The sequence below is a fragment of the Agromyces sp. NDB4Y10 genome (genome assembly GCF_001620055.1).
GTDB classification, from domain to species: domain Bacteria; phylum Actinomycetota; class Actinomycetes; order Actinomycetales; family Microbacteriaceae; genus Agromyces; species Agromyces indicus.
This window is the reverse complement of record NZ_LQGY01000050.1, coordinates 16449-37523: the sequence shown is the minus strand read 5'-3', so window position 1 is coordinate 37523 and position 21075 is coordinate 16449. Positions and strand designations below refer to the sequence as shown.

Here is a 21075-nt window from a genome sequence, read left to right as displayed (position 1 = left end):
TCGTTGGTTCAGCTGGCTGACGGGGAATTCGGCCCGGCGCGAAGGTACTCGCGCCGGACCGAATCACCGGTTCAGATATTCGTCACAGAGCGACGTCCTCGACATTGACGTCGACATCGGTCAGGTCGCCGGGGCCGACCTCGAGGTTGTTGTCGTTGAACGAGTCCTCGACCTCGACCTCGACCTCGGTCGAGTTGTCGGTGTTGCCGATCTCGTTGTCGTTGAACGAGTCCTCGACCTCGACCTCGACCGAGTTGTCGGTGTTGCCGATCTCGTTGTCGTTGAACGAGTCCTCGACCTCGACCGAGTTGTCCGTGTTGCCGATCTCGTTGTCGTTGAACGAGTCCTCGATGTCGACCTCGACCGAGTTGTCGATCGAGTTGTCGACCGAGTTGTCCTCGTTGAAGGAGTCCTCGATGTCCACATCGATGTCCGTCGAGTTGTCCTGGAAGGAGTCCTCGATCTCGACCGAGTTGTCGACCGAGTTGTCGGTGTTGAAGGAGTCCTCGATCTCGACGTCGAGCTCGTTCTCGGTGTTGAACGAGTCCACCGCGATGTTGGTCGTCGAGTTGTCGACCGAGTTGTCGGAGTTGTCGTTGAACGAGTCCTCGATCTCGATCTCGGTCTCCTCGTTGAAGGAGTCCTCGATGTCGACGTCGATGTCGGTGTTGTACGCGTCGACGACGGCGTTGCCGCTGGCGGCGATGGCGCCGTCACCGGAAGCGGTGGTCGAGTTGTTCTCCACGTTGTTCTCGACGGCGACCAGGCTGTCGTTCGCCCACACGTTGGTGTTCACCGACTGGTCGTTGATCACGTCGCGGTCGTCGATGTAGGAGTAGTTGTTCACGACGCTCATGATCTTCTGGACGGCCGAGTAGTAGTCGTCGCCGCCGCCGTGGTGGTGGCCGCCGCCGCCGTGGTGGCCACCGCCGCCGCTTCCGCCGCCCCAGCTTCCGCCGCCGCCGCCGCTTCCGCCGCCCCAGCCGCCGCCGCCGCCCCAGGCTCCGCCGGAGGCGCCGCTGTCGATGCTGTTGCCGCCGGTGTTGTACTCCCGGTTGCCGACCGGCGAGAAGTCGAGCGCGACGGGCAGGACTGCGTCGACGTCAGCCGCGCAGATGCCGTTCAGGCCGGCGTTGGTCAGCGCGCTGTCCGGGTCGGCCCGGAACTCCGATGCGGCCTCCGGGTCGCGCAGCAGGCCCATCAGGAAGTCCAGCAGCGCGGTCGTGATGTTCGACATGATCGATCTCCTCCATACGTTGAGATGGCGATGACCGACATCCGCGTCGGCCCCCCGCCAATAAGCTTGGTCGCGGTGCAGTCCGCGGGCATCGGGGGAGATCCCCGCTCTTCCGGTCGGTCCGATGGGGGATTAGGGGATGGGGCCGGGGGGCGTTAGGGGATTCGTGGAAGGTTGCGCCCGGGGAGCCCGGGCCGGGCCCGCGGCACCCGTCCGACCGGCGGGGATTCACCGGGAGTCGTCGCTCTCGAGGGCCGCCCGGAGTTTCGCGATGAGGTCCGAGCGGTTGGTGGCGCCGAGGCGTCGCCGGATGCGGGCGATGTGGTGCTCGGCAGTGCGCGGCGAGATGAAGATGGCCTGGCCGATCTCCGCGTAGGTCTTGCCCTCCAGGACGAGTCGCGCGACCTCGCTCTCGCGGGCGCTCAGGCGGCTGTCGTCACGCGAGACGAACGGCGCCGCACCGGCCTCCGCATCGATGCGATCGACTGACGATGCCAGCCCGGCCGACTTCACCTCATCGGGGTGCAGGCTCCGCGCGAGGGCGAGGAGACGGAGCGAATCCTGGTGTTCGGCCGCGCGACCCGCGGCGTGGCCGGCCATGCGCGAGGCATCCCACGGATAGCCGGCGGCCTCGAGAATCCGCGCCGCACGTTCGACGGTCTCGACGACCACCTGGCCGGCCAGTGCCGCAGCCCACACGCGTGCGGCATGCCCGAGGCGCTGCGCCGTGCGGTCTCCGACCCGTGCCTCGAGCGCATCGGCGTGGCGTCGCACCGCGGCGGGATCGTTCCGCAGCAGGCCCGACTCGATCTCCGTCCAGTGCAGGCCGGTCGTGAGCGGTGCGGCGTCGCCGATGCGGTCGAGCAGTTCCCAGGCCGCGGCGAGATGCGGGGCGACCAGGTGGGGCTCGCCCAGGCGGGCCGCCGCGACGACGAGTTCGGCGAGTGCCGGCAGGGTCATGACATCCGGCTGCATGCCGGCGATGGCGTGGCGCGCGGCCTCCCAGGCGCGCACCAGGTCCGGGATGTCGCCTTGGTGCCGTGCGAGGCCCACCCGGACGGCGCTGGCGAGCAACTCGTCGCGGAGCCCCGTCGGGCGCGTGGTGGCATCCGCCCTCGCGGCGGCGAGGTGCTCGCGCGCGTGGAGCGGTCGATCGGCGCGGAGTGCGACGAGGGAACGCATGAGCTGGAGGCGCGCTGAGAAGGCCGGACCGCCCTGGCCCGCGGCGATCGCCGATGAGAGCACCTCGTCGGCGATGCGGAGCTCGCCGGTGGAGAGCGCGACCTGCGCGGCGAGCACCGCTGGGACCTCCGGCAGCGGGATCGCTGCGCCGGCCTCCGACATGACGCTCGACGCCGTGAGCAGGGTTCCGAGAGCTCGGTCGGCGTCGCCGTCGAGCATCTGGAGGAAGCCGTCCGCCATGAGGTCGACCGCCATGTGCGATGACGTCGGGTACGCGATGCGCCGCCCGTCCGCCCGGAGCGCCCTCGCGCGGGCGGGCTCGCCGGTCGCGGCGAGGGCGAACACCGCGAGCGGCGCCAGGGCGCACTCCTCGCCGGCGAGGCGCTCGTACGCGTCGGCGCTGCGGCGGAGGAGGCCCTGTCGGGCCCAGACGGCGGCGGCCACCGCTACGCCGCGGCAGACGTCGGCAGCGTCAGGACGGGCGAGGAATCGGTCGACGAGTCGCTCGGCGTCGCGGACGTCTCCTGCTGCCCACGCGGCGTGGGCGCGACGGGCCTCCAGGGCGACGCGGTCGGCTCCCGCGTCGACCGCCGCGCGGTAGCGCAGGACAGCGCGGGTCGCGTCGACCGCGAGCAGCTCGTCACCGGCGCGTTCCAGCGCCGATGCGATCCGAGGATCGCGGAACCCCTGTTCGGCCAGCGACATCGCCGGTTCGTCGAGGGGCATCCCCGCCGACTCGAGGGCGTCGACGAGTTCTCGACGCAGGGACCACGCCTCGTCGGGCATCGCGGCACGGACCACGGCCGTACGGACGACGGCCGCGAGTCGCCCGTCGGGGTGCGCCAAGCCTGCGGCGCGGATGGCCTGCATGAGCGAGAGGGTGTCCGTGTCCGCGAAGCGCGGTGCCGTCGCGAGTGCCGGTCCGGATGCCGAGAACCCGACCGCGAGGGCGAGCGCGAACTGACGGGTCCGCCGGTCCAAGGCGTCGAGCTCGTCGGTGATGCGCGTGAGCATGGTCGAGGGAAGTCGGTCGGCGTCGAGGTCCCAGTCGTCGTCGCGAAGGGCGTACAGGGCGAGGTCCACGAGTCGCGGGTTGCCGCCGGTCGACTCGACGATGCAGGAGGCGAGGTCGTCGTCCGGCACGACGCCGAGCACCTCGCCCGCGCGTGCGCTCACTCCGGCGTCCGACAGCGGATGCAGCGTAACGGTCGTGTGCCGACGCCCGGCGCCGTCGAGGGCCTCCACGGCCGGAGCCCCGGGCGACGGGCGGAACGCCACGACGAGGTGCGCGAGATCGTCGGCGATGATCCGCTCGATCGTCATGACCTCGCGCGGCGACAGTTGTTCAGCGTCGTCGACGAGCACGACGACGGGACGGGACGCATCGCCGCCGGACTGCGACGGGACATCGGCATCGCGCACCACCCTCGCCCCGCCGGAAAGCAGCTCCTCCGACATCCGTTCAAGGAGGGTGGACTTGCCGGAGCCCCCGGGCCCGCTGATCCCCGCCAGCACGCGCCCGGAGCCGTGCAGGATGCGCCGGACCAGCGCGTCGCCATCGGACCAACCGATGATGCGCGACGGGTGGGGATCGTGGGAACGGTGCGCGGTAGGACTCATGGGGTCGCCGGAGGCTCCGTGGGCTCGGACGTCACGGTCGGTTCTGGTTCGGGCGCGGGCTCGGGGCTCGGCTCGGGTGACGGGTCCGGCACGGGGTCGGGTTCGGGCGACGGGTCCGGTGCGGGGTCGGGTTCGGGCGACGGGTCCGGTGCGGGGTCGGGTTCCGGTACGGGTGCGGGATCGGGCGATGGTTGGGGATCCGGCGTCGGCGAGGGATCCGTCGTGGGGGACGGCGACGAGTCGGAGCCGGTCGTCGGCGGGGACGACGAGCCACCCGGCGATGATCCCGAAGCGGTCGTGTCGCCGCCAGGCGTCGCCTTGGTTCCGGTCGATCCGGATGGCGCCTCGGATCCGCCGGTCGACGACTTGCCCGGCTTCAGCGGGCCGGTCGACTGCTCGAGCTCCGACTCGTCGGCCCGGGTGAACGGGTCGTCCGCGGGGGGCCGGGCGGTCGATCCGGCCTGCCCCGTCGCGCCGTCGCCCGCCACGTATCGCCCCGCGGCGTAGGTACCGGAGGCCTCGAGTTCGGCCGCGCCGTCGGCGGCCTCGCCCTGCTCCCCGCCCGCACCGAGCGGCGTGATCGGGACGAGGATGCCGAGCAGTGCCGCGGCCGCACCCGCCAGCAGCGTGGTGCGGAGCCCCATGGAGAGCCCAGGAGTGTCCGGCGTCCTCCGCAACCAAGCGGGGAGCGCTCGCCGTCGGTCCTCGGCCGGGTCTGCGGGGACCTCGTCCCCGACGGGCTCGGGCGTGGCAGAGGTCGCCCCGTCGTCAGGCGCGGACTCGAGGTGTCGCGCCGCCGCGATTGCGGCGCCGTGGCTGATGGACGCCTTCGGATCGGCGTCGATGGCGACCGGCAGGCCGAGTTCGGACGAGATGAGCTGGGTCACGGCCGGGATGCGGGACGACCCGCCGATGAGCAGGACGGCGTCGAGGTCGTCGAGCTCGAGCCCGGCTGCGTCGATCGTCTCGCGGAGCGTCTCGACCGTCCGCCGCAGGTCCGGCTCGATCATCTGCTCGAACTCGCTCCGGACGAGCCGTACGCGGGCGTGCCCGCTGGGAAGCGCCACCGGCACGGACGTCTCCGCGTCGAACGAGAGCGCCTCCTTCGCCTCGGTGCACTCCCGGCGCACGCGCGCCAGGGCGACCGCTGCTTCGGCCGAATCCTCCTCGAGGTCGCCGAACGCATCCTCTGCCGACGTCCGGACGTGGTCGAACACGAGCTGGTCGAAGTCCGTTCCGCCGAGCCGGTCGATGCCTCGGGGGGCGCCGACGAGTTCGAGCCCGTCCTCCCCGCTGCGTCGCAGGAGCGCGACGTCGAACGTCCCGCCGCCGAGGTCGTAGACGGCGATCACGCGGCCGTCGTCCAGGTGGTGCTCGGAGAGGTACTTGAGTCCGGCGGCCTCCGGCTCGCTCACCAGGTCGGCGTGGCCGAGGCCCGCGGCCTCGAGCGCGCCGCGGATCGACTCGATGCGGTGCGCGCCCCATGCCGCCGGGTGCGAGATCGTGATGGAGGTGGGCGGCTCGCCCTCCTGCTCCTCGGCGCGCTCGACCACCCATCCGGCCAGCAGCGCGAAGAGTTCCTCGGGTGCGACGGCGAGGTCCCCGACGATCAAGGGCGTCTCGTCGCCGATGCGGCGTTTGAAGCCGCGCACGACCCGGTCGGGCGCATCGATGGCGCGCCGCTCGGCAGGCTCGCCGACGACCACGGCGCCGTCCTGCGCGAGGTACGCGACGGTCGGCATGGCGGCCTTCCGGCTGCCGAGCTCGAGCGCCGTGCCGACGAGCGCACCGCCGGTTCCCCGCCGGGTGATGCCGGCGGCGGTGTAGGTCGTTCCGATGTCGATTCCGAGCGCGTACGAGTTCAAGGACTCTTACCCCCCCTGCGCGACACCGGCGTGGAGCCGTACGAGTCCGTGCCGCGACGGGTCGATTGTCCTCCTCGACCCGAACCGCGGCAACAGGGGTACAGGCCCCGATTCGGGGGACATTCGCGTCGTTCACCGGCCGGATCCGCGTCAGACCGCGGATCCGTCCGGGGGACACCGGGTCGTGGCGCGGATCACCCCAGTACGGGGGTGGGCGGATCGGGGGATTCCGTGGATACTGGCCGCCATGGGTCGGGCACCGAGGGGGGTCGTGCTCGCGGTCGCCGCAGCGGCATCCGTCGGCATCGCCATGAGCGGCACGGGCTGCGGGCTGTCGACGTTCTTCCCGGTCGTCGACGAGTCCACGCCGACCGGCGAGAAGGTGGATGCCGCGCTCGAGCCCTTCTACGGCCAGGTGCTGCGGTGGGAGGACTGCGGCGACTTCCAGTGCGCCACGGCCGTCGCGCCCCTGGACTGGGACGCGCCCACCGCGGGCGAGATCGAGCTCGCGCTCATCCGCCAGCCCGCGCGCGGGGAGCGCATCGGGTCACTGCTGATGAACCCCGGCGGCCCCGGCGTCTCGGGGTACGACGCGGTCGCGACCTCGCTCGACGTGGCCGTCACCGATGCGCTGCAGGACCGCTACGACATCGTCGGGTTCGACCCGCGCGGGGTCGGCCGGTCCACGGCGGTGGACTGCCTTGCGCCGAAGGAACTCGACCAGCTCCTCTACGCGCCGGCTCGCGGCGTCCGCGGCACCAACGACTGGCTCACCTCGCAGAACGAACTCACCCACCGCTTCGGCCAGGCGTGCCTGCGCAACACCGGCGACCTCCTCGCGAACGTCGACACCGCGAGCTCCGCACGAGACCTCGACATGCTTCGCGCCGCGCTCGGGGAGGAGCAGCTCGCCTACCTGGGCTACTCGTACGGGGCGTACCTCGGCACCGTGTACGCCGGCCTGTTCCCCGAGAAGGTGGGCCGCCTCGTACTCGACGGCCCGATCGACCCCTCGCTCACTCGGGCCGCGATCACGCTCGCCCAGGCCGTCGGCTTCGAGACGGCGCTGCGCTCGTACCTCGCGGCGTGCATCCCGGCCGCCTCCTGCCCGTTCCAGGGCACCGCCGACGACGCGCTGCAGGTCGTCCGCGAGATCCTCGACGCGGTCGCGAGGAACCCGATCCCGTCCACCGACGGGCGCGTACTCAGCGTCGACTCGCTGCTCATCGCGATCGCCGCACCGCTGTACCTGAAGGAGACCTGGCCGGTGCTCGACACGGTCTTCACGACGGTCGTCGCAGGGCAGGCGGAGGTCGCGCTCTCCGTCGTCGACGGGTACTACGGCCGGAACCCGGACGGCGACTACTCCGGCAACCTCCCCGAGGCCATCCGCGCCGTGAACTGCCTGGACCACACCGCCCAGAACAACGTCGAGGTGATGAAGGAGGAGGCGCGACAGCTCAGCAAGTCGGCGCCGCACCTGGGCGTGTACTTCGCGTTCGGCGACGTCTCGTGCCTGTCCTGGCCGTTCCAGTCCGACCTCGAACGCGTCGCGATCGCCGCACCGGGCGCCGCGCCGATCCTCGTCCTCGGCACGACCGGCGACCCGTCCACCCCGCACGCCTGGGCGGTCGCCGTGGCGTCGCAGCTCGAGAGCGGCGTCCTGGTCACGCGAACCGGCGAGGGGCACACGGCGTTCAACAAGGGCGACACGTGCGTGGATGCCGCGGTCGAACAGTACCTCGTCGACGGCGTCGTCCCGCCTGCCGACGTCACCTGCCCCGCGGCCTGAGCCCGGCCCGGACCGGCGTTGACTCGCGCGGCGACCGGGAGCATGATCGGGGTGCGCGGTATGCGCGGAATCCAGGTGGACCATGCCCGATCGACTCGACGAGACCTCCGCGACTGCCCGGACGACGCCGTCCGACGGAGCGGGCGGAGCGGCGCACCGGCCGTACGACGAGGCGCTCCTCGCCCGCGCGCACCGACGCGCGGCCGACTGGCTCGACGGGCTCGCCGAGCGGCCGATCCCTCCGCGGGCGACGGTCGACGAGATCGGCGACGCCCTCGGACGCGACCTCCCCGAGCACGGGGAACCGGCCGCGGAGGTCATCGAACGCCTCGCCGATCGGATCGAGCCGGGCCTCATGGCGATGGGCTCGCCGCGATTCTTCGGGTGGGTCATCGGCGGCACGCAGCCCGTGGCGCTCGCGGCGGACTGGCTCGTCTCGACCTGGGACCAGAACAACGGCCTCCGCAACGTCACGCCCGGCACCGCCGCCGTCGAGGAGATCGCCGCGGCCTGGGTCCTCGAGCTGCTCGGCCTCCCCGCGGAGAGCGAGGTCGGCTTCGCGACGGGTGCGACCACGGCGCAGTTCGCGTGCCTCGCCGCGGCGCGCGACGAGGTGCTCCGGCGCGCCGGTTGGGACGTCGCGCGCGACGGGCTCGCGGGAGGTCCGCGCGTCCGCTTCGTGGTCGGCGCCGAACGCCACGGCACGATCGACCTCGCGGGCCGGTACCTCGGTCTCGGCTCGCCGATCGAGGCGGCCGCCGACGAGCAGGGTCGCATCCGGCCGGACGCGCTCCGCGAGGTGCTCGCCTCGGGGGAGGGACCGGCGATCGTGTGCCTCCAGGCGGGCAACATCCACTCCGGCGCGTTCGACCCGTTCGCCGAGGCGTGCCGCGTCGCCCACGAGGCGGGCGCGTGGGTGCACGTCGACGGGGCGTTCGGCCTCTGGGCTGCGGCATCCCCCCGGCTGCGCCCGCTTACCGAGGGGCTCGCCGACGCCGACTCGTGGTCGACCGACGCGCACAAGACGCTCAACGTCCCGTACGACTGCGGCATCGCGATGGTGCGAGACGGCGCCGCGATGCGGCACGCGCTGACCATGCACGCGAGCTACCTGCAGGCCACGACCGAGGGCGCCGACCCGCACGAGAAGGTCGCGGAACTGTCGCGGCGGGCGCGCGGCGTTCCGACGTGGGCGGTGCTGCGCCACCTCGGTCGCGAGGGCGTCGCCGACCTCATCGACCGACTGGCCGGCTCCGCCCGGATCATCGCCGAGGGCGTCGCGCGGCTCCCGGGCGTCTCGGTGCTGAACGAGGTGGCGTTCACCCAGGTCTGCATCGCCCTCGAGGACGACGCGGCGACGCAGGCGCTCAGCGCGCGACTGCTCCTGGACGGCGAGGTCCTCGCGATGACCTCCCGGTGGCACGACCGTGCTGTGGTCCGCTTCTCGGTCAGCAACTGGGGCACGGATGCCGCGCAGGCGCGCCGCACGGTCGCGGCCGTGGAGCGCGCGCTCGCCGAGGTGCGCGCGTCGGGCTGAGCGCAACCCGGCGACGGTGTCGGTGGCATCCGCTTGAATGGTGGGATGACCGGCGCACTCGACGAGTTCGCGCCTGCGACGCGGGCGTGGTTCACCGAGTCGTTCCGCGAGCCCACGGCCGTGCAGGATGCGGCGTGGCGGGCGATCGCCCGCGGCGAGCACGCGCTCGTCGTGGCGCCCACCGGGTCGGGCAAGACGCTCGCGGCGTTCCTCTCGGCCATCGACCGACTCCACCACGCCCCGCTGCCGGCGGTCGACGCGGCGACCGGCGAGGTGACGGATGCCGCGCCCCGCGCCACGCGCGTCGTCTACGTGTCGCCGCTCAAGGCCCTCGGCGTCGACGTCGAGCGCAACCTGCGCGCCCCGCTCGTCGGCATCGCGCGCACCGCCGCCGCGATGGGCGTCGACGTGCCCGAGGTGACCGTGGGGGTCCGGTCGGGCGACACCTCGCCGGCCGATCGGCGGGCCCTCGTGAAGCGTCCGCCCGACATCCTCATCACGACGCCCGAGTCGTTGTTCCTGATGCTCACCTCGCAGGCGCGCGAGACGCTCGCCGGCGTCGATACGGTCATCATCGACGAGATCCACGCGCTCGCCGGCAGCAAGCGCGGCGCCCACCTCGCCCTGTCGCTCGAGCGCCTCGACGAGCTGCTCGCCAGGCCGGTGCAGCGCATCGGCCTGTCGGCGACGGTCCGGCCGCACGACGAGGTGGCGCGCTTCCTCTCGGGCACCAGGCCCGTGTCGATCGTCGCGCCGCCGTCGGGCAAGCGGTTCGACCTGCGCGTGACCGTGCCCGTCGACGACCTCGCCGACCTCTCCGGCGACCAGGGCGGCTCGGTGTGGCCGCACGTCGAGGAGGCGATCCTCGACGAGGTGCTCGCGCATCGCTCGACCATCGTGTTCGCGAACTCCCGCCGACTCGCGGAGCGGCTGACGGCCCGGCTCAACGAACTCTGGGCCGAGCGCACGGCGCCGCCCGAGGGCGAGGGCGACGACGGGGCGGCCGGCGACGGGCTCGTCGGTGCCGAGGTCCCAGTGGCATCCGTCGCCGTGGCCTCGACCGGCGCGGCCGCGTCGCCCGGCCCGGCCGCGGCGACGCCGCGGCGCCCGCCGGCCGAGCTCGTGGGCTCATCCGGGCTCACAGCCGGCGCCGAACCGGTCATCGCCCGTTCGCACCACGGCTCGGTCAGCAAGGAGGAGCGCGCGCTCGTCGAGGCGGATCTCAAGGGCGGTCGCCTGAAGTGCGTGGTGGCCACGTCGAGCCTCGAACTCGGGATCGACATGGGCGCGGTCGACCTGGTGATGCAGGTCGAGTCGCCGCCGTCGGTCGCGAGCGGCCTGCAGCGGATCGGCCGAGCCGGCCACCAGGTGGGCGAGGTCTCCAAGGGACTCATGTTCCCCAAGCACCGGGCCGACCTCCTGCACTCCGCCGTCGTCGCCGAGCGCATGGTCGCGGGCGGCATCGAACCGCTCCGCATCCCGGCGAACCCGCTCGACGTGCTCGCCCAGCAGACCGTCGCCGCGGTGGCCGTCGACGAGTGGGAGGTCGAGCACTGGTTCGACGTGGTCCGACGCGCGGCGCCGTTCCACGCCCTCCCGCGTTCCGTGTTCGACGCGACGCTCGACCTGCTGGCCGGCCGGTACCCGTCCGACCGGTTCGGCGAATTGCGGCCGCGCATCGTCTGGGATCGCGACGCGGGTACCATCACGGGCCGCCGTGGCGCGCAACGTCTGGCCGTCACCTCGGGCGGCACCATCCCCGATCGCGGGCTGTTCGGCGTCTTCATGATCGGCGACGCCGGTCCGGGGCGCCGGGTTGGCGAGCTCGACGAGGAGATGGTCTACGAGTCGCGCGTGGGCGACGTGTTCGCGCTCGGCGCCACGAGCTGGCGCATCCAGGAGATCACGCACGACCGCGTGCTCGTCTCGCCCGCGTTCGGCGAACCGGGCCGCCTGCCGTTCTGGAAGGGCGACGGCATCGGCCGTCCCGCCGAGCTCGGCGAGGCGATCGGCGGGTTCATCGGCGAACTCGCCGGCGCCGACGCGTCCGCGGCGCTCGAGCGGTGCGCCGCCGCGGGTCTCGACGAGCGGGCGGGCGCCAACCTCGTCCGCTTCATCGCCGATCAGCGAGAGGCGACGCGGGTCGTGCCCGACGATCAGAGCCTCGTCGTCGAGCGCTTCCGCGACGAGCTCGGCGACTGGCGCATCGTCCTGCATTCGCCCTATGGCATGCGCGTGCACGCCCCGTGGGCGCTCGCGGTGGATGCGCGGGTGCAGGAGCGGTTCGGCCTCGAGTCGCACGCCGTCGCGAGCGATGACGGCATCGTGCTCCGCCTGCCCGACACGGCCGACGAGCCCCCGGGCAGCGAGCTGTTCGAGTTCGAGCCGGCCGAGCTCGCGCAACTGGCGACCGAACGGGTGGGCGACTCCGCGCTGTTCGCGTCGCGGTTCCGCGAGTGCGCGGCCCGGGCGCTCCTGCTGCCCCGGCAGAACCCCGGCAAGCGGTCGCCGCTCTGGCAGCAGCGGCAGAAGGCGTCGCAGCTGCTCGAGGTCGCGCGCGACTTCCCCGACTTCCCGATCGTCCTCGAGGCGGTGCGGGAGTGCCTGCAGGACGTCTACGACCTGCCCGCGCTCACGGCCATCGCCGAGCGCATCCGGGCGCGCCGCATCCGCTTCGTCGACGTCGCCACCGAGACCGCGAGCCCGTTCGCCGCGAGCCTCCTCTTCGGCTACGTGGGCGCATTCATGTACGAGGGCGACGCGCCGCTCGCCGAGCGGCGCGCCGCGGCGCTGTCCCTCGACCCCGGCCTCCTCGCCGAGCTGCTCGGCACCGTCGAGCTGCGCGAGCTCCTCGACCCGGCCGTGGTCGAAGATACCGAGCGGATGCTGCAGCGGCGGCATCCCGACCGGCTCGCCAAGGGCGAGGAGGGCGTGGCCGACCTGCTTCGCGAGCTCGGGCCCATCACCGTCGCCGAGATCGCCGAGCGCGTCGACGAGCAGACGGATGCCGCGGCATCCGTCGATGCGCTCGTCACCGCCCGGCGCGCCGCGCGGGTCCGCTTCGGCGGCGGCGACTGGGTCGTCGCGGTCGAGGACCTCAGCCGGCTCCGCGACGCCCTCGGCGTGCCGATCCCGCCCGGGCTGCCCGAGGTGTTCGGCGAGGCGGTGCCCGACCCGCTGGGCGACCTCGTCAGCCGCTACGCGCGCACGCACGGGCCGTTCACGACCGCCGCGGTCGCCGAGCGGTTCGGCATCGGCGTCGCGATCGCGCAGGCCGCGCTCGCGCGCCTCGCCGGCGATCGCCGCATCGTCGAGGGCGCCTTCCTGCCCCACGGCTCCGGCACCGAGTGGTGCGACGCCGAGGTGCTCCGACGAGTCCGTCGACGCTCGCTCGCCGCGCTCCGAGAGGAGGTCGAGCCCGTCGCGCCGCGGGAGTTCGCGCGGTTCCTGCCCGACTGGCAGCACGTCGGCGGGCGACTGCGTGGCGTCGACGGCGTCGCAGCGGTCATCGAGCAGCTCGAGGGCGTGCGCATCCCGGCATCCGCCTGGGAGACGTTCGTCCTGCCCGCCCGGGTGGGTGACTACCGTCCCGACATGCTCGACGAACTCACGGCGAGCGGCGAGGTGCTCTGGGTGGGGCAGGGCTCGCTGTCCGGCGACGACGGATGGGTCAGCCTGCACCTGGCCGACACCGTCAAGCTCACCATGCCGGCCCCCGCCGACCAGCCGCTCGACGCGATCGAGACCGAGCTGCTCGCGGTGCTCGGCGGGGGCGGGGCGTACTTCTTCCGGCAGCTCGTCGACGCGGTCGGCGGCACCGACGACGCGGCGGTGCTCGACGCGCTGTGGCGACTCGTGTGGGCCGGACTCGTCACCAACGACACCTTCGCACCGGTCCGCGGCCTGCTCACCGGCGGCGGAGCGCACAAGACCAAGGCCTCGGCGCCGCGTGCGCGCCTGCGCGGGCGCTCCCTCTCGCGGAGGGCGCTCGCGTCGGCCGCGGCCGCCGCGGAGGGCGCGCGCACGCCGCGATCGGCGCCGCCCCGCGCCGCGGGCCGCTGGTCGGTGCTGCCGATGGCCAGCGACGCCGCCACGCCGCGCGCGCACGCGCTCGGCGAGACGCTGCTCGAGCGGTACGGCGTCGTGACCCGCGGCTCGGTCGTCGCGGAGGACCACCTCGGCGGGTTCGCGCTCGCCTACCGCACACTCGCGGGCTTCGAGGAGACGGGGCGAGTGCGTCGCGGCTACTTCATCGACGGGCAGGGCGGCGCCCAGTTCGCGACGAGCGCCGCAGTCGACCGGCTCCGGCAGGCGCCCACGGGCGGTGCGGTCGTGCTCGCCGCGACCGATCCGGCCAACCCGTTCGGCGCGGCCCTCGACTGGCCCGAGCCCACCACGGAGATCACGCACCGCCCGGCGCGAAAGGGCGGCGCGCTCGTCGCGGTCGTCGACGGCGAGGCGGTGTTCTACCTCGAACGCGGCGGGCGGACGGCCCTGGTCTTCACCGACGACGCCGAGGCGCTCGGCGCGGGCGCGACCGCGCTCGCCGAGGCCCTCGGCCGGGCTCGTGGCGCCCGGTTCCGCGTCGAGTCGGTGAACGGCGCGGGCGTGCACGGCTCCGTGCTCGACCCGCCGCTGCGCGCGGCCGGGTTCCGCGAGACCCCGCAGGGGCTCCGGTTCGAGGCGAGGGGTTGAGATGCCCGAGGGCGACACCGTGTTCCGCGCGGCGAAGCGGCTCGACGACGCGCTCGCCGGCCGCGTGGTGACGCGGACCGACCTGCGCGTGCCCGCCTTCGCCACGGTCGACCTCGCGGGTGAGGTCGTGCACTCCGTCGGGAGCCGCGGCAAGCACCTGCTCATGCGCATCGGCGACGCCGTGCTGCACACGCACCTCAAGATGGAGGGGGAGTGGCGACTGCTCCGCCCCGGGCAGAAGTGGCCGCGCCCGGCGCACCGCGCCCGCGCGATCGTCGAGACCGCCGAGGCCACCGCCATCGGCTTCGACCTCGGTCTCGTCGAGCTGTTCCCGGCGGACGAGGAGGCCGATCGCATGGGCTACCTCGGGCCGGACCTGCTGGGTGCCGACTGGGATGCGACCGAGGCGGCGCGGCGACTCGCCTCGACGCCCGAGGTGCCCGCCGTGGTCGCGCTCGCCGACCAGCGCAACCTCGCCGGGCTCGGCAACGTGCTCGTCAACGAGGTGTGCTTCCTCCGCGGCATCCGCCCCGACCGCCCGATCGGCGAGGTCGACCTCGCACCGACGCTCGACCTCGCGCGCAGGGTGATCTTCGCCAACCGGGAGCGGCTGGAACGCACCACGACGGGCGACACCCGACCGGGACGCCGGCTGTGGGTCTACGGTCGAGAGGGCGAGCCGTGCCGGCGGTGCGGCACGCGCATCGTGCACGGCCGTTTCGGACGCAACGACGTCGAGCTTCGCGAGACGTACTGGTGTCCGCACTGCCAGCCGTGACCGGCTGAGCGGGTCAGGTGACCGGGCCGGTCCACTTCTCGCCCGGGCCCTGGCCGATCGGGTCGGGGATGGTCGAGGCCTCGCGGAACGCCAGCTGGAGCGAGCGCAGACCGTCGCGCAGCGACCGAGCGTGCATGTCGCTGATCTCCGGCGCCCCGGCGGTGATGAGCCCCGCGAGCGAGTTGATGAGCTTGCGCGCCTCGTCGAGGTCGGTCTGCGACTCGGGGTCGTCGGCGAGCCCGACCTTGACGGCCGCCGCGCTCATGAGGTGCACCGCCGCGGTCGTGATGACCTCGACCGCGGGCACCTCGGCGATGTCGCGCGTCGCGTCGGCGACGGCCTCGACGTGCTCGTCGGCGGGGGCGTGCTCGGACGCACGTGTGGGCTCGGGCGAAGTGTCGCTCACCGGGGGATTCCTCTGCTAGACTACTGCGGGCTCCGGGGCCAGTCCCCGGTACGAAAGTGGAGAGACTCCCACCCGCGCATACCGCTTCATCAAGGTTACCGGGTCGTTCGCACTCCGCTTCCCCGCTCCGGCGGGGGAGTAGCAAGGGTGCCGCATGGGCCCGCGGATTCGATTCCGCGGGAGTCATCGCGTGGATTTCCGCTCTCGTCGTCGGGCGGCATCCGTCTCCCGATGAGCTGGAACCAGTTCGAGTAGAGGAGACACGCATCAGCGATCCGCGTACCAATGACCGTATCCGCGTCCCCGAGGTCCGCCTCGTGGGCCCTGGCGGAGAGCAGGTCGGCGTCGTGAAGATCGAGGTGGCACTGCGGCTCGCGCAGGAGGCCGACCTCGATCTCGTCGAGGTCGCGCCGAACTCCCGTCCGCCGGTCGTCAAGATCATGGACTACGGCAAGTACAAGTACGAGGCTGCGCAGAAGGCCAAGGAGGCTCGGCGCAACCAGGCGAACACGATCCTCAAGGAGGTCCGGTTCCGCCTCAAGATCGACAAGCACGACTACGAGACCAAGATGAAGCGCGCCGTCGGCTTCCTGAAGGCCGGCGACAAGGTGAAGGCCATGATCCTGTTCCGTGGTCGCGAGCAGTCGCGTCCCGAGATGGGCGTCCGCCTCCTGCAGCGCTTCGCGGAAGACGTGGCCGAGTACGGCACCGTCGAGCACAACCCCACGATCGACGGCCGCAACATGGTGATGGTCATCGCTCCCCTGAAGAACAAGTCCGAGGCCAAGGCCGAGGCGAACGCACAGCGTGCTGCGGCGAAGCAGCGCCCCTCGGCCGAGTCCGAGGGCGACGAGCCGCAGTCGGCCGAGGCCACCGAGGCCTAGGCCAGTACGACGTCCGTCATCCCCGAGTGGCGGCAGAACCAAGGAGAAACACGAGATGCCGAAGCAGAAGACCCACTCCGGGTCCAAGAAGCGCTTCAAGGTCACCGGCAGCGGCAAGATCAAGAAGCAGCAGGCCGGTATGCGTCACAACCTCGAGGGCAAGTCCTCGGTGCGCACCCGCCGTCTGAACCAGGACAAGGTCGCCTCGGCGCCCGACACCAAGGTCATCAAGAAGCTGCTCGGTCGCTGAGCGACGAGACCCGATAAGGAAGTAACAGAGCAATGGCAAGAGTGAAGCGCGCAGTCAATGCGCACAAGAAGCGTCGGGTCATCCTCGAGCGCGCCGAGGGCTACCGCGGTCAGCGGTCGCGCCTCTACCGCAAGGCGAAGGAGCAGGTCACCCACTCGCTCGTCTACTCGTACAACGACCGTCGTGCGAAGAAGGGCGACTTCCGTCGCCTCTGGATCCAGCGGATCAACGCCGCTGCGCGCCAGAACGGCATGACCTACAACCGCCTCATCCAGGGCCTCGGCCTCGCCGGCATCGAGGTCGACCGTCGCATCCTCGCCGACCTCGCGGTCAACGAGCCCGCGACGTTCGCCGCCCTCGTCGAGAGCGCCAAGCAGGCCCTCCCGAGCGACGTGAACGCCCCGAAGAACGCGGCCTAGGCCTCGTCCTCCGGTTGCAACGGCCCGGCATCCCCTGCGGATGCCGGGCCGTTCGCCGTCTGCGGGCGGATGCCGCGGGCTCGACTCGCGCACGCGGCCCCGCTCGGCGGGGCGGCCGTCGGCCGGGCCCGCGGTCCGTAGACTTGCCGCATGCTCGAGAACCCCAGGTCGCCGCGAGTGCGGGCCGTCGCGAAGCTCGCGAAGAAGCCCGCACGCGTCGAGACGGGCATGTTCCTCCTCGAGGGGCCGCAGGCGGTCGCCGAGGCACTGACGTTCCGCCCGCAACTCGTGGTCGAGCTCTACGCCACGCCGACGGCGCTCGAGCGGTACAGCGACATCGGCGACACCGCCATCGATGCGGGCGTCGACGTCGAGTACGTCTCCGAAGAGGTGCTGAACGCGATGGCGGACACCGTCACGCCGCAGGGCTTCGTGGCCGTGTGCCATCAGTTCCCGACCGCGGTGAAGGACGTGTTCGCGTCGAAGCCGACGCTCGTCGCGATCCTCGAGGAGGTCCGCGACCCCGGCAACGCCGGCACGATCGTCCGGGCAGCGGATGCCGCGGGCGCCGACGCCGTCGTCTTCACCGGCCGCGCGGTCGACCTCTACAACCCCAAGGTGGTCCGGTCCTCGACGGGGTCGATCTTCCACCTGCCCGTGGCGGTCGGCGCGGAGCTCGAGGACGTGCTCGCGCGGGCGCGGGAAGCGGGGCTCACCGTCCTGGCGGCCGACGTCAAGGGTGACGACCTCCTGTCGGCCCGCCGTGAGGGCCTGCTCGAGCGACCGACGGCGTGGCTGTTCGGCAACGAGGCCCGGGGGCTGCCCGACGACAAGCTCGCGCTCGCCGACCGCGTCGTGACGGTTCCGATCTACGGTCACGCGGAGTCGATGAACCTCGCGACCGCGGCATCCGTCTGCCTCTACGAGAGCGCGTTCGCGCAGCGCGACCGGTAGGTCACGAATCGGTAAACCCGCGGGCGCGCGGGTGGCCGCGTGATGCCCGCGGGCCCTAGTTTGAGGGGTATGCCTCCGGCCGACACCGCACCTCGAACGTCGAACATCTCGGTCCGCCGCGGCGAACCGCTCGTGGTGATCGAGCATGTCGACAAGCACTTCGGCGAGCTCCACGTCCTGAACGACATCAACACCGTGGTGAATCGCGGTGAGGTCGTGGTGGTGATCGGTCCGTCGGGGTCCGGCAAGTCCACGCTGTGCCGCGCGATCAACCGGCTCGAGACCATCGACTCCGGCACGATCACGATCGACGGCGACCTGCTGCCCGAGGAGGGCGCCGGCCTCGCGAAGCTCCGCGCCGACGTCGGCATGGTCTTCCAGTCCTTCAACCTCTTCGCGCACAAGACCGTGCTCGAGAACGTCACGCTCGCACCGATCAAGGTGCGCCGGATCCCCCGCAAGGAAGCGGAGGCGAAGGCGATGGAGCTGCTCGAGCGCGTCGGCGTCGCGAACCAGGCGCAGAAGATGCCCGCGCAGCTGTCCGGCGGCCAGCAGCAGCGCGTCGCCATCGCGCGATCGCTCGCGATGAACCCCAAGCTGATCCTGCTCGACGAGCCGACGAGCGCGCTCGACCCGGAGATGATCAACGAGGTCTTGGACGTCATGGTCGGCCTCGCCGAGCAGGGCATGACGATGATCGTCGTCACCCACGAGATGGGGTTCGCCCGCAAGGCGGCTGACCGCGTCCTGTTCATGGCCGACGGGCGCATCGTCGAGGAGGCGACCCCGGCCGAGTTCTTCGACCACCCGAAGACCGATCGCGCGAAGGACTTCCTCTCGAAGATCCTCGAGCATTGAGCCTCTGCGGCCACGAGCTGCGGGGAACCCGAACGAACCACGAGAGATGAGGCACGACATGAGACGCAGCAGAATCGCACTCGTCGCGGCGGCCGCCGCGAGCGCACTCCTGTTCAGCGGCTGCGCCGGCGACGGCGGAGACGACGCGGCGGAGCCGACGGTCGAGGAGGCCCCCGAGTTCGAGGAGGGCACGACCATGGCCGAGCTCGCCGACGCGGGTTCGATCACGATCGGCACCAAGTTCGACCAGCCCCTGTTCGGCCTCGTCGGCCCCGACGGCGTGCCCGTCGGCTTCGACGTCGAGATCGGCAAGATCATCGCGGGCAAGCTCGGAATCTCGCCGGAGAACATCGAGTGGGTCGAGACCGTCTCGGCCAACCGCGAGCCGTTCATCGAGAACGGCGAGGTCGACATCGTCATCGCGACGTACACGATCAACGACGACCGCAAGCAGGTCGTCGACTTCGCCGGCCCGTACTTCCTCGCCGGCCAGTCCATCCTCGTGCTCGAGAGCAACGAGGACATCCAGAGCGAAGAGGACCTGGTGGGTCAGCCGGTCTGCTCGGTGAGCGGATCGACCCCCGCGGCGAACCTGCGCGACCTGGGTGCCGAGGTGTTCGAGACCGACACGTACAGCAACTGCCTCGAGCCGCTGCGCAGCGGTCAGGTCGTCGCCGTCTCGACCGACAACGTCATCCTCGCCGGCCTGGTCGACCAGAACCCGGGCGAGTTCAAGGTCGTCGGCGACCCCTTCACGGAGGAGCCGTACGGCATCGGCCTGCAGAAGGGCGATGACGACTTCCGCAACTTCATCAACGACGTGCTGGAGGAGTCGTACGACGACGGCACGTACGAGGAGGCCTGGAACTCCACCGCCGGAGCCGTCCTCGAGTTCCGCGATCCGCCGGCCGTCGACCGGTACTGATCCGTCGTGCGGGGTCCGGCGCCAGGTGCAGCCGGACCCCGCCACGACCGCCTGACCGCCCGGAGCGGCCGTCGGGCGCCCGTCCACTGAGAGAAGGAGGAGCGTGGACGCCGTCATCGAGAACCTCCCCGCGTACTTCAGGGGCTTCGGCATGACGCTGCTGCTCCTCGGCGTCTCGGGGATCGCCGCGCTGATCATCGGCACGGTGATCGCGGCGATGCGAATCTCGCCGGTTCCGTCGCTTCGCTGGTTCGCCACCGGCTACACCGACCTGGTGCGCAACACCCCGCTCACCCTCGTCCTGTTCTTCACGGCGATCGTGCTGCCCCTGCTCGGTTCGCGGCTGGACTACGTGACGGCGGCGATCATCGGGCTCTCCGTCTACACGTCGCCCTTCATCGCGGAGGCCCTGCGCTCGGGCATCAACGGCGTCCCGGTCGGCCAGGCCGAGGCGGCACGGAGCGTCGGGTTCGGGTTCGCGCAGACGGTCGGCCTCATCGTCCTGCCCCAGGCGTTCCGGATGACGGTGCCGCCCCTGATCAACGTCTTCATCGCGCTGACCAAGAACACGTCGGTCGCGGGCGGCTTCTTCGTCGTCGACCTCTTCGCCACCGGCCGCATCCTCGCGAATGCGCGGGGCGACGCGGTGATTCCGATCCTCCTCGGCGTCGCGACCTTCTACCTGCTCATCACCGTGCCGCTCGGGCTGCTCGCGGCGCGCCTCGAACGCCGTTGGGTGGTGCAGCGATGACCGGATCGTCCGTCCTCTTCGACGCTCCGGGCCCCGTCGCCCGCCGTCGGTCCCTGATCAGCTCCGTCATCGGTGCTGCGGTGATCCTCGCCGGGCTCGCGTGGGTCGTGCTGACGCTCGCCGCGCCGAAGGGCAATCTGCCGGGGTACTTCGACCCGACGCGCTGGGAGCCGCTCGCCGAGCCGATCGTGTGGCAGCGCATCCTGACCGTCGGGGTCTGGGGCACGCTGAGCGCTGCACTGACCGCCTCGGTGCTCGCGATCATCCTCGGGATCGTCTTCTCGTTGCTTCGCAGCGCGCAGACCGCATGGATCAGGATTCCCACCGCGGTGGTGCTCGAGTTCGTCCGCGGCATGCCCGTGCTGCTCATGATGCTGTTCATCCTGCTCGTGCTGAACACGGGCACATTCTGGGCGGTGGTGGCCGCGCTCACGCTCTACAACGGGGCGCTCATCGGCGAGGCGCTCCGTGCAGGACTGGCGTCACTGCCGCGGGGCCAGCGCGAAGCGGGCCTCAGCCTCGGGATGCGGCCGATGCAGTCCAAGATGCTGATCGAGTTCCCGCAGGCGTTCCGGCAGATGCTGCCGATCATCATCGCCCAGCTGGTGGTGCTCCTGAAGGACACCTCGCTCGGTTACATCGTGGGGTACGTCGAGCTGCTGCGCGTGACCATGAACCAGCTCGCGACGTTCTACGGCAACTACTACCTCTTCTCGTTCTTCGTCGTGGCGCTCGTGCTCTACCTCACGATGAACCTCCTCCTGTCGTGGTTCGCGCGGTGGGTCGCGCGTCGCACCGCGAGCAAGACGGGTCGTCCCGCGCCGGACCCCGACCAGGAGGATCAGGAGCTGCTGCGGGCGAAGGCGGTCGCCGAGTCCCAGCAGGGCGGGCAGGGCACGTAGGCGTCGCCGTTCGAGCGCGT

At 71.8% G+C, this 21075-nt stretch carries 16 protein-coding genes; 12 read left to right on the top strand and 4 right to left on the bottom strand.

Annotation, left to right across the window (positions count from 1 at the left end):
- Positions 1 to 82: 82 nt before the first annotated feature.
- The 3 genes from AVP42_RS16725 to AVP42_RS11635 all read right to left on the bottom strand — a co-directional run bounded on the left by AVP42_RS16725 (position 83) and on the right by AVP42_RS11635 (position 5904).
- Positions 83 to 1237: an IniB N-terminal domain-containing protein gene (locus tag AVP42_RS16725; protein WP_067949218.1), complete on the bottom strand. Its 1155-nt coding sequence runs from the start codon at positions 1235 to 1237 to the stop codon at positions 83 to 85.
- A 228-nt stretch (positions 1238 to 1465) separates the two neighbouring features.
- Positions 1466 to 3877 (bottom strand): helix-turn-helix transcriptional regulator, encoded by a 2412-nt coding sequence (locus AVP42_RS11640; RefSeq protein WP_197467013.1) that lies wholly within the window; start codon positions 3875 to 3877, stop codon positions 1466 to 1468.
- 158 nt (positions 3878 to 4035) lie between these two features.
- On the bottom strand, positions 4036 to 5904 hold the full coding sequence (locus tag AVP42_RS11635) for an Hsp70 family protein (protein WP_082847206.1): 1869 nt from the start codon (positions 5902 to 5904) through the stop codon (positions 4036 to 4038).
- Positions 5905 to 6151: 247 nt separating this feature from the next.
- On the opposite strand from AVP42_RS11635, the gene AVP42_RS11630 reads away from it, so the two are divergent.
- The 4 genes from AVP42_RS11630 to AVP42_RS11615 all read left to right on the top strand — a co-directional run bounded on the left by AVP42_RS11630 (position 6152) and on the right by AVP42_RS11615 (position 14706).
- Positions 6152 to 7696, top strand: coding sequence for an alpha/beta hydrolase (locus AVP42_RS11630; RefSeq protein ID WP_067949213.1), 1545 nt, complete (start codon positions 6152 to 6154; stop codon positions 7694 to 7696).
- An 82-nt stretch (positions 7697 to 7778) separates the two neighbouring features.
- Entirely contained in the window at positions 7779 to 9233 is a 1455-nt protein-coding gene (locus AVP42_RS11625) for an aminotransferase class V-fold PLP-dependent enzyme (protein ID WP_082847205.1), read from the top strand.
- Positions 9234 to 9278: 45 nt separating this feature from the next.
- Positions 9279 to 13928: a DEAD/DEAH box helicase gene (locus AVP42_RS11620; RefSeq protein ID WP_067949211.1), complete on the top strand. Its 4650-nt coding sequence runs from the start codon at positions 9279 to 9281 to the stop codon at positions 13926 to 13928.
- Between the two features lies 1 nt (position 13929).
- Positions 13930 to 14706: a DNA-formamidopyrimidine glycosylase family protein gene (locus AVP42_RS11615; protein WP_067949209.1), complete on the top strand. Its 777-nt coding sequence runs from the start codon at positions 13930 to 13932 to the stop codon at positions 14704 to 14706.
- Positions 14707 to 14719: 13 nt separating this feature from the next.
- On the opposite strand, the gene AVP42_RS11610 is transcribed toward AVP42_RS11615, so the two are convergent.
- Positions 14720 to 15112, bottom strand: coding sequence for a DUF1844 domain-containing protein (locus AVP42_RS11610; RefSeq protein ID WP_067949207.1), 393 nt, complete (start codon positions 15110 to 15112; stop codon positions 14720 to 14722).
- A 266-nt stretch (positions 15113 to 15378) separates the two neighbouring features.
- Here AVP42_RS11610 and infC point away from each other — a divergent pair, with 266 nt between their 5' ends.
- The 8 genes from infC to AVP42_RS11570 all read left to right on the top strand — a co-directional run bounded on the left by infC (position 15379) and on the right by AVP42_RS11570 (position 21055).
- Positions 15379 to 15996 carry a translation initiation factor IF-3 gene (infC, locus tag AVP42_RS11605; protein WP_157356816.1) on the top strand — a complete coding sequence of 206 codons (618 nt, stop codon included), beginning with the start codon at positions 15379 to 15381 and terminating at the stop codon, positions 15994 to 15996.
- Positions 15997 to 16051: 55 nt separating this feature from the next.
- Positions 16052 to 16246, top strand: coding sequence for a 50S ribosomal protein L35 (gene rpmI, locus AVP42_RS11600; RefSeq protein WP_067949205.1), 195 nt, complete (start codon positions 16052 to 16054; stop codon positions 16244 to 16246).
- Positions 16247 to 16278: 32 nt separating this feature from the next.
- Positions 16279 to 16665, top strand: a complete 387-nt coding sequence (gene rplT, locus AVP42_RS11595) for a 50S ribosomal protein L20 (protein ID WP_067949203.1) — start codon at positions 16279 to 16281, stop codon at positions 16663 to 16665.
- A gap of 150 nt (positions 16666 to 16815) precedes the next feature.
- Entirely contained in the window at positions 16816 to 17619 is an 804-nt protein-coding gene (locus AVP42_RS11590) for an RNA methyltransferase (protein ID WP_067949201.1), read from the top strand.
- Positions 17620 to 17688: 69 nt separating this feature from the next.
- Positions 17689 to 18477, top strand: a complete 789-nt coding sequence (locus tag AVP42_RS11585; protein ID WP_067949200.1) for an amino acid ABC transporter ATP-binding protein — start codon at positions 17689 to 17691, stop codon at positions 18475 to 18477.
- A gap of 58 nt (positions 18478 to 18535) precedes the next feature.
- On the top strand, positions 18536 to 19402 hold the full coding sequence (locus tag AVP42_RS11580; RefSeq protein ID WP_067949290.1) for a glutamate ABC transporter substrate-binding protein: 867 nt from the start codon (positions 18536 to 18538) through the stop codon (positions 19400 to 19402).
- A gap of 103 nt (positions 19403 to 19505) precedes the next feature.
- A complete protein-coding gene (locus tag AVP42_RS11575; protein ID WP_067949198.1) occupies positions 19506 to 20153 on the top strand; it encodes an amino acid ABC transporter permease in 648 nt (215 codons plus the stop codon).
- A complete protein-coding gene (locus tag AVP42_RS11570) occupies positions 20150 to 21055 on the top strand; it encodes an amino acid ABC transporter permease (protein WP_067949196.1) in 906 nt (301 codons plus the stop codon). Before AVP42_RS11575 ends, AVP42_RS11570 begins: the two co-directional genes overlap by 4 nt.
- The last annotated feature ends 20 nt before the right edge of the window (positions 21056 to 21075 follow it).